Origin of the sequence: Mahella australiensis 50-1 BON, from assembly GCF_000213255.1 — a bacterium.
GTDB lineage: Bacteria > Bacillota > Clostridia > Mahellales > Mahellaceae > Mahella > Mahella australiensis.
Map to the genome: position 1 here is coordinate 413,559 of NC_015520.1, position 17,344 is coordinate 430,902.

Here is a 17,344-nt window from a genome sequence, read left to right on the forward strand (position 1 = left end):
AATAGAAGCAAATATACTCTAAATATTTACATATATTAGTGATAAATTAGCAAAGGCAGGGATGCGTATCGTGGCTAAGGAGGAAGGTAAGGTTTCCGATGCGGTCGTCAGGCGCTTGCCCAGGTACTACAGATATGTACGCGAGCTTATGCGCAACGGGGTAACTCGCGTATCGTCTGCAGAGTTGAGCAAAAGGATGGGGCTGACTGCCTCGCAAATACGCCAGGATTTTAATTGCTTTGGCGGTTTTGGGCAGCAGGGCTACGGTTATAACGTCGAGGAACTCTACGAGCAGTTGACAAGAATATTGGGGCTAGATGAGCAATATAATACTATAATAATAGGAGCTGGGAATATAGGCCAGGCTATAGCCAATTATACCGATTTCGAGAAGGATGGTTTTATATTGCAAGCGTTATTTGATATAAACCCGCGGTTAATAGGGCTGGCTATAAGGGGTATTGAAATCCGCGATATAGATGAGCTTGGAGCATTTGTGCAGCAACATCCAATAGATATAGCCATAATAGCTACGCCCAGGGCGAAGGCGCAGGAAGTGGCCGATATGGTGGTTAGATACGGTATAAAAGCTATATGGAACTTCGCTCCTGTGGATATAGTGGTGCCGTCCGATGTAGTAATAGAGAATGTCCATCTCAGCGATAGCTTATATACGCTTTCGTATAAGATAAAAGAATTGAGGAGTGATCCAGATTGAAAGCGAGCCATCAGATTATAGGGTTGCCGGTTATATCAGCTCAAGAGGGTATTGAAGCTGGCAATATAAAAGAGCTCCTAATAGATCCTCAAAAGAGGGCGGTGCGTTTTGCAGTGGTAGATGATGGACAATGGTACTTTGGTGCAAATATAGTGGATATAAGCGATATACTTGGTATAGGAGATGATGCCATTGTTATAAAAAGCCGCGATGCTATAAAGAAGATAACTGAGGTAGAAGAAGCGGTTCGACTGGTTAAAGTTGAGCCGCCCTTATTAGGTCAGATTGTAATGACGCATAAGGGCAAAATCGTAGGTACTGTAGAAGAATATTTCGTACATGAGGATAACGGCCATTTATTGGGCTGCCGGATTCAATCATCATCGGAAACTGAGGATGCAGATTTTGTGCCTGATGACAACATATTGACGTATGGAACCAAGGCTGTGGTTATAAAGTTGCCGCACGAAGAAGAGAGTGCTGCTGAAGAAAGGCAGCCGGAGGTTGAAATCGGGCAGGAAGCCGCTGCTTCTGATGGGAAAGAACAATATAAAAATGTCTTTATAGAGCGTCAGAAAGCTTTTTTAATAGGTAGACGCGTTACAAAAGATATAAATGATATGGATGGCAAGATAATAATATCCAAGGATACGATGCTGGATGAAGAAATTATAGAGATTGCTGCCCAAGCGGGCAAACTAGTAGAACTTACCATGAATAGCAGGCCATGAAATGTTAAGCTTTTTTTACAGATGTTATAAATGTATTAAATTTCACATATTTTCTTTACTTTTTCTATTCTATAAATTATCATTTATATATGAACCATGAAACATAGGTGGGAGGAAACTATATGTCCGTACAGGCTTCGAGTGTTCCCGTTCACAAGAAAAAAACGTGGATAATATGGTGGATTATAGTATTTGTTTTGCTTGTAATTGCCGGTGCCGCGGCCGGCATAGGTATGGCCAATATAAAGGGAATACTGGATGCTCAAACGTTTTATTGGAATGTCAGCGTAGATGGGATAGACCTGACGGGTATGACAAAGGATCAAGCTATGGCGATCATAGGTCAGGCAAGACAAGCTGACTTAGACAAGATAAAGCTTCAATTACAATATCAGGATAAATCATGGGGGTTTGATTATAAAGATATAGCGGCCAGTTATGATGTGGAACAACAGATCGAAAAGGCTTATGCTGTAGGCCGACAAGGCAATGCTATTGAAAGATTAAAGGAAATATACACTGTAAAGCAACAAGGGGCAGCATTTCATACTACATTTACCTATGATATTTCTTTGCTTAAAGATGATGTAGAGGCAATAGCCAAAGAACTCGAGATAAAGCCGGTGGACGCTACCGTGAAGTTTACGCCGAATGTATCAGCGGCTAATCGTTTTAAGTTTACCGAAGAACGGATCGGACGCAAAATGGATGTTGATAAAGCTATGGAGGCTTTATCGGCGGCAGTAAAGAATAACCGATATGAGCCTATAGAATTGGTAGTTAACAAAGTACAGCCAAAGGTTTTCGTGAATGACTTAAAAAAGGCTACATCGCTTGTGGCAGAGTTCTCTACTCCACTTGGTAACAGCACTCCAGACAGGGTGACCAATATAAGGCTTGCATCGGGTGCTTTTAACGGAGAGGTAGTTCAACCCGGAGAGGTTTTCTCGATAAATGAGGCAACCGGTGAGCGTACTCGAGCCAAAGGATACAGGGATGCTAAAGTGTTTAAGGAGGGCGGTAAAGTAATCGAGGATGATCTTGCCGGTGGAGTATGTCAGGTCTCATCTACGCTATACAATGCCGTGCTTATGTCGGGTTTGGAGATAGTAGAACGCTATCATCATTCTCGTCAAACATCCTATATAGATCTGGGCCGCGATGCTACTATAAGCTACGGAGCAGCTGATTTTAAGTTTAAGAACAACCGCAAAACACCGGTGTTTCTTGAGCGTACGGTGGCTAATGGTAAATTAACGGTTAGAATATACGGAGAACCGTTACCTAACGGGCAACGCATAGCTATACGCTCGGAGATCTACGATGTAGTGCCGGCGCCGGCGCCCAAGATGATAGTCGATAAGACGCTAAAGCCAGGCGAGAAGGTAGAAGAGGTGGTGGGCACCGATGGGTATCGCACACGGACATACAAGATAGTGTATGATAAAAATGGAAGGAGATTATCATCTACTGTTATAACTAAAGATTATTATAAGCCTATACAGGGTGTTATACGATATAATCCTGAAAAACCGCAACCTCAACCGGAAACGGATCAATAACAAGATTTATTGTGCCTTCCGATTAGTGGAAGGCATTTTTTAATTGCTAGCGTAAGCGATAAGGCATATAATTATATAGAAAGCTATCATTCAGAAAGGTGGTGCAGGCATTTCGCCGCATATATGACTGAATTAGAAAATAATATCTTGGAAATTCTATCTGATGATCATAGGGTTACTGCTGAGCAAATATCAGCTATGCTCGATGTTGATGTAAAAGATGTAGAGGCTACTATAAAAGCATTGGAAGATCGAGGCGTGATAGTGAAATATAATACTATCATAAATTGGGAGAAAACCGATAGGGAGTTCGTTACGGCACTTATAGAGGTTAAGGTAGTGCCTCAGAGGGATCAAGGATTTGACGTGATAGCCGAACGCATCTATCGTTTTCCCGAAGTGCAATCAGTATATTTGATGTCTGGCGATTACGATTTGGCAGTTACGGTAGAAGGTAAGACCATGAAGGATATTGCCTATTTTGTAGCTGAGAGATTATCGCCGCTGGAGTCGGTGCTGAGTACAGCAACACACTTTATATTGAAGAAATATAAAGTTGAAGGTATCATACTGGAAGATCACGAACAGGATCACAGACTGGCGGTGAGTCCGTGAATATAAAGGATATGATATCTCCGGTTATCAGAGATATGCCACCTTCAGGTATAAGGCGTTTTTTCGATTTGGTAGACGAGATCGAAGGAGCAGTATCCTTGGGTGTAGGTGAACCGGACTTTATAACGCCATGGCATATAAGAGAGGCCAGCATACATTCTTTGGAAGAGGGTTACACGCATTATACATCCAACTGGGGATTACCTAGCCTGCGCAGAGAGATCGCGCGTTACCTATCCCATCGCTTTAACGTCACTTATAGCCCTGAGGACCAGATAATCGTTACTGTAGGGGCCAGCGAGGCTATAGACCTGGCATTGAGAGCGATAGTGACCACAGACGATGAGGTATTGGTTCCTGAGCCCTCCTATGTGTCTTATATGCCTTGTGTGGAGATGGCGGGCGGTCGCGTGGTGCCCATAGTGACCAAGGCTGAGGATGAGTTCCGTCTTACAGCACAGGCATTGCGGGAGACTATAACGCCCCGTACCAAAGCGCTTATACTGCCTTATCCTAATAATCCTACCGGGGGAATAATGCTGCGTTCCGATCTTGAGGCTATAGCTGATGCATTGAAGGATACTGATATACTCGTATTATCGGATGAGATATATGCAGAACTTACATATGGCGATACAACGCATGTCAGCATAGCGTCTTTGCCGGGTATGGAAGAAAGAACGGTAGTTATAAGTGGATTTTCCAAGGCTTTTGCTATGACGGGATGGCGTGTCGGCTATGCGGCCGGGCATAAGGATATAATAGCAGCTATGGTCAAGATACATCAATACACCATGCTCTGCGCACCTATTATGAGCCAAATAGCCGCAACAGAAGCGCTGCGGGCCGGTTATAATGATGGCTATGAAGATATAAAACGCATGCATAGGGAGTATGACAGGCGGCGGAGACTTATGGTTAAAAGCTTTAATGATATGGGGTTAGAGTGCTTTGAGCCCAGAGGCGCGTTTTACGTGTTTCCGTCTATACAGCGTACTGGTATGAGCAGCGATGAATTTTGCGAAAGGCTGTTGCAGGAACAAAAGGTGGCTGTTGTACCGGGTAATGCTTTCGGTGCTAGTGGAGAAGGTTTCATACGTTGTTCCTATGCTTATTCTATAGATGCGTTGACAGAAGCGTTAAAGCGCATCAAAGCATTTGCTGAAAAATATGTGCGTTAAATTTGAAAACATATATTGTATAAAATACTATCATTCGTATGTGACATGACTGTTCAGTTATCCCACAGGCGTGGTAACTGATTAGCCTCCGGCTCATGTGTTCCGGATATCTGGTGAAACTAAAGCTCGTTTCGGGAATTTCCAAAGCGCCGATAATCCCTCGTTATCTTGTTATTCTAGGGCGGGATCGTCTTTAGCATTGTTTAGATATTTCGTTGCGCTGGGAAATTCTTATCCTACACTTCGCTAAGTTTCACCAGATATCCTTCACAAAATCGTCTTGAGGCTAATAGTTACCTTCCCCTATGCAAATAACACTGAATAATCACTATGTAATATGCGAGGTGTGGAAAGCTTCATAATTGCTATTGCTAGGTGTATAACCACATGGTATAATGTACAAAAGTTTATTTTTTGAAAAGGAAATGTTTATGAAATTACCCAAACTGAGGATAGGAAATTTAATAGCCAGGATACCGATTATACAGGGTGGAATGGGCGTTGGTATATCGCTGTCAGGATTGGCGTCGGCTGTAGCTAATGAGGGCGGCATAGGCGTCATATCGGGTACTGCAGTAGGATTTCGTGAGCCCGATTTTAGGTTGCATTATCGTGCTTCATCGATAAAAGGCCTTAAAGAAGAGATACGCAAGGCGCGAGAGTACAGCCCTGATGGAATAATAGGGTTAAATCTTTTGTCTGCTATGACCAACTTTGCTGAACTGGCTAAAGCTGCAGTGGAAGAGGGTATAGACATAATATTTGCGGGAGCAGGTCTGCCAATGCGCCTGCCCGAGGTCACAAAAGGCACTGATACCAAGGCTGTTCCTATAGTATCATCGGCCAGAGCTGCGGTACTTATATGTAAAAATTGGGATAATAAATATAGCGTTGTACCTGACGCTATAGTTGTCGAGGGTCCTTTAGCAGGTGGACATCTTGGTTATTCTGCCAAACAGCTGGATAATATTGATGATATTGATGTGGAAGATATTGCATTGGACGTAAAGAAAAACCTTGTGCCATTTGAACAAAAATATGATAAGCATATACCGGTAGTGGTGGCTGGTGGTATATATGACGGAAATGATATAGCACGAGTGCTGGCTAAAGGATTGGATGGCGTGCAGATGGCCACGCGTTTTGTGGCGACTGATGAATGTGATGCTGATGAACGATTTAAGATGGCTTATGTAAATGCAAAAAAAGAGGACATAATATATATACAAAGTCCAGTGGGGCTTGTGGGCAGGGCTATTAGGAATAAATTTCTGGATGATGTGGCTATGGGCATAAAGAAACCCATACGCTGCCAGTACAATTGTTTAAAGACATGTGATCCAAAAGCGTCGCCATATTGCATAGCCGATGCATTATTAAATGCCAGGCAGGGTGATTTGGATAATGGTTTTGCTTTTGCGGGGGCCAATGTATATAGGATAGACCGCATAGTATCGGTAAAAGAGCTCATAAACGAGCTGGTGGAATCGGCGGAGGCAGCGCTGGATGAAATGGCAAAGCTTATCGAGAGCAATACAGTATAAAATCTGAGTAAATTAATAAAGCCGGGCCTGGGCCCGGCTTTATTAATTCATCATCTCCCATATAGGCTTTAAACGTTGCTGGCCTTCCGGTCCAAGTATTATAGACGGAATGCCTATGATCTCGCATAGATAGTTTAAGGCGCGTACATAGTTGCCTTTTACACCCAGAACATGATTAGCGGGGAATACATTCAAAAATTCCTGGAAATTGCCGTGCACACGTGCATGGACGTGCGGCCAGGTGGGATCAGTTTGAGCATTTATAGCTTTGCGTTGCTCGGCAGGAAGTTCTACATTCTCTCCAGCCATTATAACCATAAATGGTTTGTCATCCCATAAGCCCAATCGCGCAAATGTCATCTGAGCGGGTCCGGCGTCGAATGCCACAGATGCTCCGCCGGCTTTGAAGTAGAACTCAAGCGCCGGATGCAATGTCAGCTTCTTAAAGTTATCAGCGGCATTCATGCTGTAGTTGGCATAATAGCTAGAGTGATTGCCTGAATTACACCAATCCCAAATATCCAATTCAGGATGATATAAACGCACATCCATGAATAATGTGGGCAGGCCACCGCTTATATATTTTAAAAGCTGCATTGTCATAGCTGCATATGAATCCCCCTCAGTGGCACATACCATAGGCTCTTTCGAGCCGTTCCAATCGTACGGATCGTTCATCAGCATCTCGGCTATATCGCCCAGGCATACGTTTTCAGTAAGCTCTCTTTGGCCTTTAAGCCCGCAAAAATCGAAACCTTCCTCTTCATTCACCAGCTTCATGGCCAGGTAAAGGCGTATCTGTGTTTTCAATGTTTCCGGCGTCAGCATATGGCCATCATACAATATACGATCGCCTAAGAGGTCGTTAAACCATTTGAAGCCCTTCTCAACCTCAGCCTCATCGACCTCTTTCTCCATCTTTTTAAGCAACAGCAATTGATCCACGAAAAATACATTAGTGCCAAATGTCTTGACGTTGGGGACAAGGTGAAAATAGCCTGTATCCATGCCCATAGACGGACCGCCGTATATGCCGTATACCTCATTATGCATCGTGGTATAAGCTTCACTGGCGCGCAGCCAATCTAGTACCTGATCTTGAGTGCTTTGATCATTCATATCACCTACTATCCGGTGGGTGCGTATACCAGCCTGGCGCAAAGCGCCATCGGTAGCCAAAAGGCCGACATTTCCCGGATACTGGCCATTGTTGTTAGAAAGGCTTAATATCGGTACATCTCTACCCAGAGAATTGATGAAGGGCCATACCAGATACGGGAAATCCCATACATTGTAGCACATGATTACCTGGCGACAATTGGCTCGGCGTAATTCCTCGCCTATTTTCTGTGCAACCCGCACGCCGGTGATGGTTTCCGAAGCAGTTATTACTTCCGGTGAGGATCCATCGACGTTTTTAAAACGCTGGCGAATTACATCGGCCCAGCCATGCACAACAGCCATATTTTCGGCGTTGTTGAGATTATATACATGTGGGCGCGCGTCGTTCATCATTACTATGCCAATGGGTGTGGAACGCATAAAACAACATCTCCTTTTATGTAGTAACATTATTTGCACTGTATGTAATCGTATTCAGAAAACACATAAACATACAGCGTAACGTTTATAGGATATATATAAATTATACCACGATTTTGCGGTGATGCAACGGTAAAATAATATTTCTTCGATTTGTGATATGTGACTGAAATATGTGATATAAAGCGGAGCAAGTGATATAAAGCCGGAGAACGCCTTAAAATATTGCGTAGCGAATTGCCGGCGTTAACTTGCTCAAGCGAAACGAGTTGTAAGTACGCAATCATTACGTGGAATAAGGCTTGACATATATGTTAAGCCGTAACAAAATCGTCTTGAGGCTAATCGTTACCGTCGCCTACGTGCAACAGCGCCTGTTTGCTACATTTATACCATACTTGCCTAAGTCTAATTTAAGTGATATAATACAAAAAAACGGTAGCATAAAAGAGGGGAAAATATATTATGGATAAGAAATCTATGTCGGCAGTGGAAGAGGTAATTGAATTTGCCAAAGCGAAATTGGAGGAGAGCAAGCAAAATGTTGGAGAAACTTTAGAAGATGAAAGCAAGCGCATGGAAGAGGTAATAAACTTCGCCAAATCTAAGCTTGATGAGGCCGCTGAAGATTCAAAAGCTCAACTTAATGATATAATAAAGTATTCAGAATCAAAACTTGAAGAATTACGCCAAGAAGCTGAAAAAACGAAAAATAAAGTGGAAGATCAGGTGGGAGAAAGTGGTATAGGCGATACTATTACATCGGCAGCCAAATCCTTAAGCGGGGTAATCACTAACTTTGCTAAAAAATTTGGTAAGGAAACGAGTAAGGTTTCTAGAATAATCAGTATAAAATCCGAAGTTGGAACCCTTACTAATACAAGGAAAGATAAGATTGTGGAGCTTGGTGAGGCTTGCCTAAAGATCTATAAGCTCAAGTCATATGATGTGGTATTGCCTTATGAGCTAGAGCATATTATAGATGAAATACAGGATATAGAAAGTCAAATAGAAAATAAAAATGCTGAATTGGAGAAGATACGAAAGGAAGAGGATCTGACGCCTGATGAAATGAGCGAGATAGAGAAAGAAATAGAGAAGAAATAAGCGAATGTTTTTATAAGTTTACTTTTGTACTGGCGTGTATGTTCCCTAAATTTTTTTAAAGGCGGTGAATAATTATGGCGACAAAAAAGCAGGTCGAAGCAGCAAAGGAGAATATTAAGAAAGCTCAGGAAGCGTGGAAAGAAATGTCCCATCGTGAGCGAGCTGTTGCTCAACCTGAGGGTAAAGACAGGGCAGAGCCAGGGGAAGGCGGCGAGGGCGATTATTACCGTATTATTGTGAGACCCAAAGAAGACTTTGTTACCTTCCGTAATCATGATGTGGGTGAACCGGGGCATATTATTCGTTTGGCCGGGAAACGCCGTAATGGTTCATGGGATACACATGCTTGGTTGATCAGTAAAAAAGATGCTCGCATTGAAGGAGAATCGCTTATCCCTGTTACTCAAGATGCTAAGGAAGTAATTGAAGCTCTAGCATCAAAACCCAAACGCATTGAAGGAGACATATTTGAAGCTAAAGAGTCATAACGGTGCTGTAATATATGAAATGGTAATAAGTAAAGGGAGACTATGAACAACGAATATATATATGATGTACGCAATGCCAGGCTGGCAGCGGCGGGATTAACGGTCTATAAAAGCATAACGGAAGATGAAACGGTCAGAAGTTTTCTTGATTTATTGGAGATGATAGATGACGAGTCGTCTATGCCGTATGATATAGTCAACGCTTATCATTGGCTGGTTCACGATTTATTGTCCATTCAAAGCGGTGACGGCGTCAATCCGTGGAAAGACCATATACTAGATCTTGTGCTAAATGATGAAAATGCTTTCAGTAAATATTGCCAGAGCATGGAGGATAATGCCGATATACCATACGCAATACAGCAGGCGGTTAAGAGCGATATGCAATACTTGCAGACATTATGCAGTATAGACAGCGATGTATTAAAGCAAAATATAGGCATGAGGACGGGCATGGTGGCACAGCATTGGCCTGGGTGGGATATACTATATAATCCAGGCTATTCACGTAAAGATGAGCAGCCAAATCAAGCAGATGACAGCTTACAGTGGCTGCAAAACCAACGCATATCGATAAAACGGCGCATAGCGGATAGCGCTTGTTGGTCCGATATGATAGATGCTCTAGCTGAGTTTTATAAAAAGATGGGGATAAGCATTCTCAATAAATATCTCACATTCAGATGGGTTGGAAGTCGCGCAGGATATGCGGGTTATTTAACAGGCGTGGCCAAGCCCGATCCCATACGATTGGATAACCTTATAGGGTATGATGTACAGCGCAAGCAGGTCATAGATAATACCGAAAGATTTGTGGCCGGTTACCCTGCCAATAATATGTTATTGTATGGTGACAGAGGTACAGGCAAGTCTTCCACTGTAAAAGCGCTTATACATCGTTATGGCAAAGATGGTTTACGGCTTATAGAGGTATCGCGCGATAACCTGAATGATTTTTATGATATACTTGATACTGTCAGGCCGTTCAAGCAACGGTTTATACTGTTTGTCGATGATTTGGCATTTGACGCTGATGAATCGGCTTATACAGGGTTAAAGGCCGTATTGGAAGGCGGCATAGAGGCTAGACCGGATAATGTTGTTATATTTGCCACATCCAACCGCCGTCATCTGGTAAAGGAATACTTCAGCGACAGGATAGGTAGCGACGAGCTGCATGAGGGCGATACCAGGCAGGAGAAATTGTCTTTGGCCGACCGCTTCGGCATTGTGGTGACATTTCTACAGCCGGATCAGGAGGAATATCTTGAGATAGTGGATGGCTTGGCTCGTCAACATGGCATTGAGATGAATATCGGTGAATTGCACAGCATGGCGCTGCAGTGGCAGGCCAAACATAATGGACGTTCCGGACGTACGGCTGCTCAGTTTATAACGTATCTGTTGGCACATAAGGCATAACGTTGCATAGCAGGGCACATATATTAAGCTATGTCCTCCGTAAAATTGCCTTGAGGCTAATCGTTGCCTTCGCCTATGCAAACTGCACTGAACAATCACCCCCGAATAGTCACGATAATAGGTGCTGAAAGCGGGTTAAGATAAAGAAAATTAAAGGGGGAGCGTATGATTTGAAGTCGAAAGAACGTGTGGTGCTAATAATACTTTTGTCGGTATCCTGTTTTATCCCAATGGTTGCTTATGCCAATTCAGCCGAGCCGCCAACATTGATAGTAATTATGAAAAATGCTCCTGAAGATGTTTCCGTTTCAGCAATTTCTGCAGGGAGAATAACGGAAGGCGAGAAAATTGAGAGAGCATGGGAGACGTATTATGTTTTTTATAATGAAGACATCATGGATGATAAAGAAATCACGCTTAGAGTATGCGGAAACGGCACAAGTTATGATCAAGTTATAGAGCAGCAATACTTGACCGGTTACAATAACATCGTTACGTTGGATTTTTCCAAGCGGACCATAACAGAGGGGAAACTACTGTCCCGCTCCATAGTCCTTGTAACGTTACGAGTATCTTTGACTTTGGTCATCGAAGGCATTATATTCTTTTTGTTCGGATTTCGCGATAAGAATAGCTGGATAGCCTTTTTGATTATTAACTTGCTGACACAAGGTGCCTTAAACATTGTTATTAACAGTGTTGCCCCTATCGCTGGCTATATGATTTTAAGCCTTCTTTTTATAGAATTCTTTGTATTTATAGCCGAAATTATAGGAGTACTTGCTTTTATAAAAGAGTATGGAATACTCCGCCGAGTTTCTTTTGTGGTAGTCGCAAATTTGGCAAGCCTTGTTTTAGGCGGCTATTTGATTACTGTTTTGCCCATTTGAACATGCTATACCTTTCTATTTGATATGCGCAAACGGGTCAGAGCGCGGGCAAGGGCCGCCTGTGAGCGGAGGTATTCCTCTTGGCTTAGGCGCTGGCGCAAACGCTCCTCGGCTCGGCGCCGGGCGGCTTCGGCGCGCCGAGCGTCGATCTCTTCTGGCCATTCTACTGTGTCGGATAGTATCGTTACCTTTTGAGGGCGTATCTCTATAAATCCGCCCGATATAGCAGCATCCCTCCATTGACCGCTTTGCTTTATGCGCAGCACGCCTATGCCTATAGGGCATACCAGCGGCTCGTGGCCGGCGAGCACGCCCATATACCCGTCGCTGGTGTAACCGTTGGAAACAGGAAATATTATTTCTTCTACGTCGCCGTCGAAGAACTCGCGATCGGGCGACACTATGTCCAAGTGAAAGGTCAGCATATCAGTGCCCTCCTTGTTTCAGTCTTTCGGCTTTTTGATACACTTCTTCTATATTGCCTACCATTAAAAATGCTTCTTCAGGGACATCGTCCATATGACCGTCGACTATCTCCTTAAAACCCCTTATAGTTTCGTTGAGTGGTACATATTTACCCGGTATGCCGGTGAAACTCTCGGCTACAGAGAACGGCTGCGATAAAAAGCGCTGTATTTTCCTGGCGCGATAAACGGTCAATTTATCATTGTCGCTCAGCTCCTCTATACCGAGTATCGCTATTATATCCTGGAGCTCTTTATAGCGCTCCAGTATCTCTTGTACGTGCCGAGCCGTATTATAATGCTCTTCTCCGAGTATGCGGGCGTCTAATATGCGGGATGTGGAAGACAGCGGGTCGACAGCTGGATATATGCCCATTTCCACTATGTCTCTCGACAGCACGGTCATAGCATCCAGATGGGCGAATATAGCGGCCGGAGCAGGGTCGGTCAAATCGTCGGCCGGCACATATACGGCTTGGACAGATGTAATAGAGCCGCTTTTTGTTGAGGTTATGCGCTCCTCAAGAGAGCCTACGTCTTGAGCTAATGTGGGCTGATAACCCACTGCCGATGGCATCCTGCCCAAAAGAGCCGATACTTCCGAACCCGCCTGTACATATCGAAATATGTTGTCTATGAACATTAGGACATCCTGGTGCTCTACATCGCGAAAATATTCGGCCAACGTAAGGCCCGTCAAAGCCACGCGCATGCGCGCACCGGGCGGTTCATTCATTTGACCGAATACCATGGCGGTTTTATCCAACACGCCGGATTCTTTCATTTCGTTCCATAGTTCATTGCCCTCGCGCGTGCGCTCACCGACTCCGGTGAATATCGAAAACCCCCCGTGCTCAGTAGCTATATTGTGTATAAGTTCCATTATGAGGACGGTTTTACCCACACCAGCACCACCGAATAAGCCTATTTTGCCACCTCTGGGATATGGTGCTAACAGGTCTACTACCTTTATACCGGTTTCAAATACCTGACTGACCGGTTGCTGTTCTGAAAATGCAGGGGCCTCCCTATGTATGGGCATGTAATCAGTAGCTTCTACATCGCCGCTGTCATCTATGGGCTGTCCCAATACATTAAATAGGCGGCCCAGCACACCTCGCCCTACCGGTACTTTTATTGGTCCGCCTGTATCAGCGGCTTCCATGCCGCGCTGTAAACCGTCAGTGGAGGCCAAGGCTATGCAGCGGACTACGTCGCTGCCGAGATATTGTGCTGTTTCTACTACTACCTTCCTGTTATCAGCGCTGATCTCTAAAGCATTATTCAGATTGGGCAGATATCCGTTATTGAACCGTATATCCACTACCGGTCCTATAATCGATATCACATGCCCTATATTATTGTTCGTACTCAATGTCATTACTCCTTTGCAATAGCGTTGGCGCCGCCTATAATTTCGGCCATTTCCTGTGTGATGGCCCCCTGGCGTACGGTGTTGTAGGTCAATGTAAGGTCTTTTAACAATTCATCTGCATTATCTGTAGCAGTCTGCATGGCTAACATGCGGGCACTGTGCTCGCTGGTGAAAGACTCTACCAATGCGCCGTATATGAGGCCTTTTATATATTCAGGCACCAGTACCCTGAATACCGCATGGCGCGACGGTTCATATTTTATAAATTCTCTTATGCCGTTATTATCCTCATCCAACTTTAGGCGTTCGGTCTCCAGCGGCAGCAGACGCAAAGTCCTTGGTTCTTGCCGGGTACCGCTTACCAATTCAGTATATATTATATATATCTCATCCAGCAACTGCTGATTATATAGTCTTACCATCATATCGGCTATATCCCTGGCATTATATATACTCGGGTCTTGCGCCGTGTATAAGAATTCAACATCTATAGTATAACCGTGGCTTACAAAGTAACGCCTGCCAACTTCACCTACGACGAATAGTGAGCGCTTAGGCTTATCATTCATCTGAGCCACCGCTTCTTTTATAACATTGTGATTGTATGCTCCGCATAAGCCCCGGTCTCCAGTGATTACTATATATCCTATTCTTTTTGGACGGTCACCTATGTCGCGCCATATAAAATGACTGGTTACATCGGGCGAATGCTGGAGGATATCGGTCATGGTTTCGCGTATCTTATGGTAGTAGGGCAGAGTTGCATTTAGTTGTGCACGCGCCCGCCTCACCTTTGTGGTGGATATGAGATACATGGCCTTGGTTATTTGCTGTGTTTCTCCGACACTCTTTATATGCTCCAGCAACTCACTTCTGCTCGGCATTTTTGTCACTCAGCCTTTGCTTATATTCTTCTATAAAATCATGCAATGCTTGTTTTATACTTGCTTCGGTATCATCATCTATTGTACCTGTTTGTTGTATAAACTGCATGGCTTGTGCCGCATGGAGCTCCATGTACTCGATTAATGACGGTTTTAGGTCATTTATAGCCTCCACAGGAATACCTTCGAGATAGTTGTTTATAGCTGCATAGAGCAGTACCACTTGATGGCTGACCGGCAGGGGTTTATATTGTTCCTGCTTTAACATCTCCGTGATTCTTTCGCCGCGTGCCAGGCGCCGGCGCGTGTTATCGTCCAGCTCGGCTCCAAATTGAGCAAAGGCGGCCAGCTCGCGGTATTGTGCCAGCTCCAGACGGAGTGTACCGGCGATTTTTTTCATCGCTTTGGTCTGAGCGGCGCCGCCTACCCTGGATACCGACAGGCCGACATTTACGGCCGGTTTGACACCAGCTAGGAACAATTCGTTTTCAAGATATATCTGACCGTCGGTTATGGATATAACATTGGTCGGTATGTAAGCCGATATGTCGCCGGCCAACGTTTCTATAATAGGCAGAGCGGTCATAGATCCGCCTCCTAATCTTTCATCCAAACGCGCCGACCTTTCCAGCAGCCGTGAATGCAGATAAAATACATCTCCAGGGAATGCCTCACGGCCTGGTGGACGGCGTAATAACAGGGAAAGGGTACGGTAGGCTACGGCGTGCTTGGACAGGTCATCGTATATTATCAGCACATCCTTACCATTATACATGAATTCTTCAGCTATGGCACAGGCTGCATATGGGCATACATATTGCAGTGCTGCGGATTCGCTTGCCGATGCTAGTACCATGACGGTATAATCCATAGCGCCAAATTCGTCAAGCGTATGTGCTAATTGTGCCGTAGATGACGCTTTCTGGCCTATGCCCACGTATATACATATGACATCCTGATCTTTTTGGTTCAATATGGTATCCAATGCTATGGCGGTTTTGCCGGTTTGTCGGTCCCCTATGATGAGTTCGCGTTGACCGCGGCCTATAGGTATCATCGAGTCTATGGATACGATGCCGGTCTGCAGTGGTACCGATACAGGTTGCCGATCTATAATGGGCGGCGCGGGATTTTCTATGGGTCTGCTTTTATCGGACAGTATTGGGCCTTTGCCATCTATAGGGCGGCATAGTGCATCTACTGTTCGTCCTATTAGAGCATTACCGACCGGCACGGACATAACGCGGCCGGTGCGCTTTACCCGTGTTCCTTCTTTTATATCCGATGACATATCCAAAAGCACGGCTCCTACGCTATCCTCATTCAGATTCATAGCCAGACCATATACATCGTTTCCGAAATCCAGCATTTCATTGCTCATGCAATGTTCCAAGCCGTATATTATGGCTATGCCATCATTGTATTGGGTAACATAGCCGGTATCTTCAACATGAGTCTTTTGTTCAAAGCCCTCTATCTCCTGACGGAGGATAGAGGCTATTTCATTTGCTTTTATGGGCATTTAAACACCTCGCTTTCTAAATGGAAATATTGGCTGCAAGCCTTCTGGCGGCCGATTTTATGGCGCTTAAGCGCGAAGCGATGGAGCGATCTATCGTACGATCGTCTATTTCCAATCTTAAGCCTCCTATTATGGATGGGTCTATGATATTTTCGATATATGCCGATTTGTCATACGTTTTTTCCAATTGCTCCTTTAACATAGCCATTATATCAGGGTTCAACGGGCGAGCAGTGATGGCTCGTACCTCGAGTATACCTGCATGGCGGTGATACAGATGAGCATATTGCTTTACTATGTCATCCAGCCGATTCAAGCGGCGGTTCTTTATTATTATATCGATAAAGTTTATTATCTCTTCATCGCATATATCGGAAAATATCCTTCTTATGACACGCTTTTTTTCATCCATGGATATTACAGGACTCATCAGCGCCTTGATGAGATCAGAGCTAATGCTTATAGTTTCCATAAAGGCTTGTAGTTGCTGCATATATGTCTCTGTGCGATTTTTATCCACAGCGGTTTCGAACAATGCAGTGGCATAGTTTTCAGCCACGGAATCGGGCATATTTCTACCCCCTTATGCCTTGCTGTATAATGGACTTTACAAGCTGTTCGTCGGTTTCAGCATCCAGCTCGCGCTGCAGTATTTCAGATACCGCTGTCAATGCAAGCGCGGCGATCTGTTCTTTGGCCTGCTCTATGGTTAGCTCTTTTTGCTTTTGTGCCTCAATTTGGGCCTTGGTCAATATGGATTCGGCTTGAGCTTTGGCATCGTTTAGGATGGCGTCCATCTGCTGCTTGGCTTTATCCCTTGTTTCTTTTAACAATTGATCGGAACGCTGCTTTATGTCATTTAATTGTTGCATATACTGCTCATGAAGCTCTTTGGCTTGCTGTTCCCGCTTTTTAGCCTCATCCAACTGGCTCTGAATGCTTTTGCTGCGGTTTTCCATAAAGTTCATAAGAGGCTTATAGAGCAGCTTTTTCAATATATAGTAGAGTATGAACAGGTTTATGACCACGAATAAAGGCGTGGACAGTATCTGCCACATAGCATCATTTCCTTTCGTGTATCATTTTCCAAGTATTAGTATAAGTATAGCTGTCAGCAGACCGTATATGGCGGTAGCTTCGGATAATGCCGCGCCTATAAGAAGGTTGCGGAATATAGCATCTGCTGCTTCGGGCTGACGCGCTACGGCATCCACAGCTTTACCTGTGGCCATGCTTATACCTATACCTGCTCCTATACCCGTTAATGCTGCTATTGCAGCGCCTATTGCTGTCATAATA

At 44.3% G+C, this 17,344-nt stretch carries 18 protein-coding genes; 10 read left to right on the forward strand and 8 right to left on the reverse strand.

Annotation, left to right across the window (positions count from 1 at the left end; translation table 11 throughout):
• Window positions 1-61 precede the first annotated feature (61 nt).
• The 6 genes from MAHAU_RS01850 (at window position 62) to MAHAU_RS01875 (ending at window position 6,351) form a co-directional block, all read left to right on the forward strand.
• On the forward strand, window positions 62-718 hold the full coding sequence (locus MAHAU_RS01850; protein ID WP_013780023.1) for a redox-sensing transcriptional repressor Rex: 657 nt from the start codon (window positions 62-64) through the stop codon (window positions 716-718).
• Window positions 715-1,449, forward strand: a complete 735-nt coding sequence (locus tag MAHAU_RS01855; protein ID WP_013780024.1) for a PRC-barrel domain-containing protein — start codon at window positions 715-717, stop codon at window positions 1,447-1,449. The genes MAHAU_RS01850 and MAHAU_RS01855 overlap by 4 nt, the downstream gene beginning before the upstream one ends.
• 122 nt (window positions 1,450-1,571) lie before the next feature.
• Window positions 1,572-3,011, forward strand: coding sequence for a VanW family protein (locus MAHAU_RS01860; RefSeq protein ID WP_013780025.1), 1,440 nt, complete (start codon window positions 1,572-1,574; stop codon window positions 3,009-3,011).
• Window positions 3,012-3,134: 123 nt separating this feature from the next.
• Entirely contained in the window at window positions 3,135-3,626 is a 492-nt protein-coding gene (locus MAHAU_RS01865; protein WP_013780026.1) for an Lrp/AsnC family transcriptional regulator, read from the forward strand.
• Window positions 3,623-4,807, forward strand: a complete 1,185-nt coding sequence (locus MAHAU_RS01870; RefSeq protein ID WP_013780027.1) for an aminotransferase class I/II-fold pyridoxal phosphate-dependent enzyme — start codon at window positions 3,623-3,625, stop codon at window positions 4,805-4,807. The genes MAHAU_RS01865 and MAHAU_RS01870 overlap by 4 nt, the downstream gene beginning before the upstream one ends.
• A 431-nt stretch (window positions 4,808-5,238) precedes the next feature.
• Entirely contained in the window at window positions 5,239-6,351 is a 1,113-nt protein-coding gene (locus MAHAU_RS01875) for an NAD(P)H-dependent flavin oxidoreductase (RefSeq protein WP_013780028.1), read from the forward strand.
• Window positions 6,352-6,393: 42 nt separating this feature from the next.
• Here the strand turns inward: MAHAU_RS01875 and MAHAU_RS01880 are convergent, their stop codons facing one another.
• Window positions 6,394-7,893: an L-fucose/L-arabinose isomerase family protein gene (locus MAHAU_RS01880; protein ID WP_013780029.1), complete on the reverse strand. Its 1,500-nt coding sequence runs from the start codon at window positions 7,891-7,893 to the stop codon at window positions 6,394-6,396.
• Window positions 7,894-8,358: 465 nt separating this feature from the next.
• On the opposite strand from MAHAU_RS01880, the gene MAHAU_RS01885 reads away from it, so the two are divergent.
• From MAHAU_RS01885 to MAHAU_RS01900, 4 genes are all read left to right on the forward strand, one after another.
• Window positions 8,359-9,000: a V-type ATP synthase subunit I domain-containing protein gene (locus MAHAU_RS01885; protein WP_013780031.1), complete on the forward strand. Its 642-nt coding sequence runs from the start codon at window positions 8,359-8,361 to the stop codon at window positions 8,998-9,000.
• A 74-nt stretch (window positions 9,001-9,074) separates the two neighbouring features.
• A complete protein-coding gene (locus MAHAU_RS01890; protein WP_013780032.1) occupies window positions 9,075-9,488 on the forward strand; it encodes a hypothetical protein in 414 nt (137 codons plus the stop codon).
• Window positions 9,489-9,530: 42 nt separating this feature from the next.
• Window positions 9,531-10,910: an ATP-binding protein gene (locus MAHAU_RS01895; RefSeq protein ID WP_013780033.1), complete on the forward strand. Its 1,380-nt coding sequence runs from the start codon at window positions 9,531-9,533 to the stop codon at window positions 10,908-10,910.
• Between the two features lie 170 nt (window positions 10,911-11,080).
• Window positions 11,081-11,800: a hypothetical protein gene (locus MAHAU_RS01900; RefSeq protein WP_013780034.1), complete on the forward strand. Its 720-nt coding sequence runs from the start codon at window positions 11,081-11,083 to the stop codon at window positions 11,798-11,800.
• 5 nt (window positions 11,801-11,805) lie between these two features.
• On the opposite strand, the gene atpC is transcribed toward MAHAU_RS01900, so the two are convergent.
• The 7 genes from atpC to atpE are packed head-to-tail and all read right to left on the reverse strand — an operon-like array spanning window position 11,806 to window position 17,340.
• Window positions 11,806-12,225 (reverse strand): ATP synthase F1 subunit epsilon, encoded by a 420-nt coding sequence (gene atpC / locus MAHAU_RS01905; protein ID WP_013780035.1) that lies wholly within the window; start codon window positions 12,223-12,225, stop codon window positions 11,806-11,808.
• A 1-nt stretch (window position 12,226) separates the two neighbouring features.
• Window positions 12,227-13,645, reverse strand: coding sequence for a F0F1 ATP synthase subunit beta (gene atpD, locus MAHAU_RS01910; RefSeq protein ID WP_013780036.1), 1,419 nt, complete (start codon window positions 13,643-13,645; stop codon window positions 12,227-12,229).
• Complete coding sequence (gene atpG / locus MAHAU_RS01915; protein WP_013780037.1) at window positions 13,645-14,523, reverse strand: ATP synthase F1 subunit gamma; 879 nt, start codon at window positions 14,521-14,523, stop codon at window positions 13,645-13,647. The genes atpD and atpG overlap by 1 nt, the downstream gene beginning before the upstream one ends.
• Entirely contained in the window at window positions 14,507-16,045 is a 1,539-nt protein-coding gene (gene atpA / locus MAHAU_RS01920) for a F0F1 ATP synthase subunit alpha (RefSeq protein ID WP_013780038.1), read from the reverse strand. Before atpA ends, atpG begins: the two co-directional genes overlap by 17 nt.
• Before the next feature lie 16 nt (window positions 16,046-16,061).
• Window positions 16,062-16,616 (reverse strand): ATP synthase F1 subunit delta, encoded by a 555-nt coding sequence (atpH, locus tag MAHAU_RS01925; protein WP_013780039.1) that lies wholly within the window; start codon window positions 16,614-16,616, stop codon window positions 16,062-16,064.
• 4 nt (window positions 16,617-16,620) lie between these two features.
• Entirely contained in the window at window positions 16,621-17,103 is a 483-nt protein-coding gene (gene atpF / locus MAHAU_RS01930) for a F0F1 ATP synthase subunit B (RefSeq protein ID WP_013780040.1), read from the reverse strand.
• 21 nt (window positions 17,104-17,124) lie between these two features.
• The gene (atpE, locus tag MAHAU_RS01935) at window positions 17,125-17,340 is read right to left on the reverse strand and encodes an ATP synthase F0 subunit C (protein WP_013780041.1); all 216 of its coding nucleotides are present in this window, start codon (window positions 17,338-17,340) and stop codon (window positions 17,125-17,127) included.
• Between the last annotated feature and the right edge of the window lie 4 nt (window positions 17,341-17,344).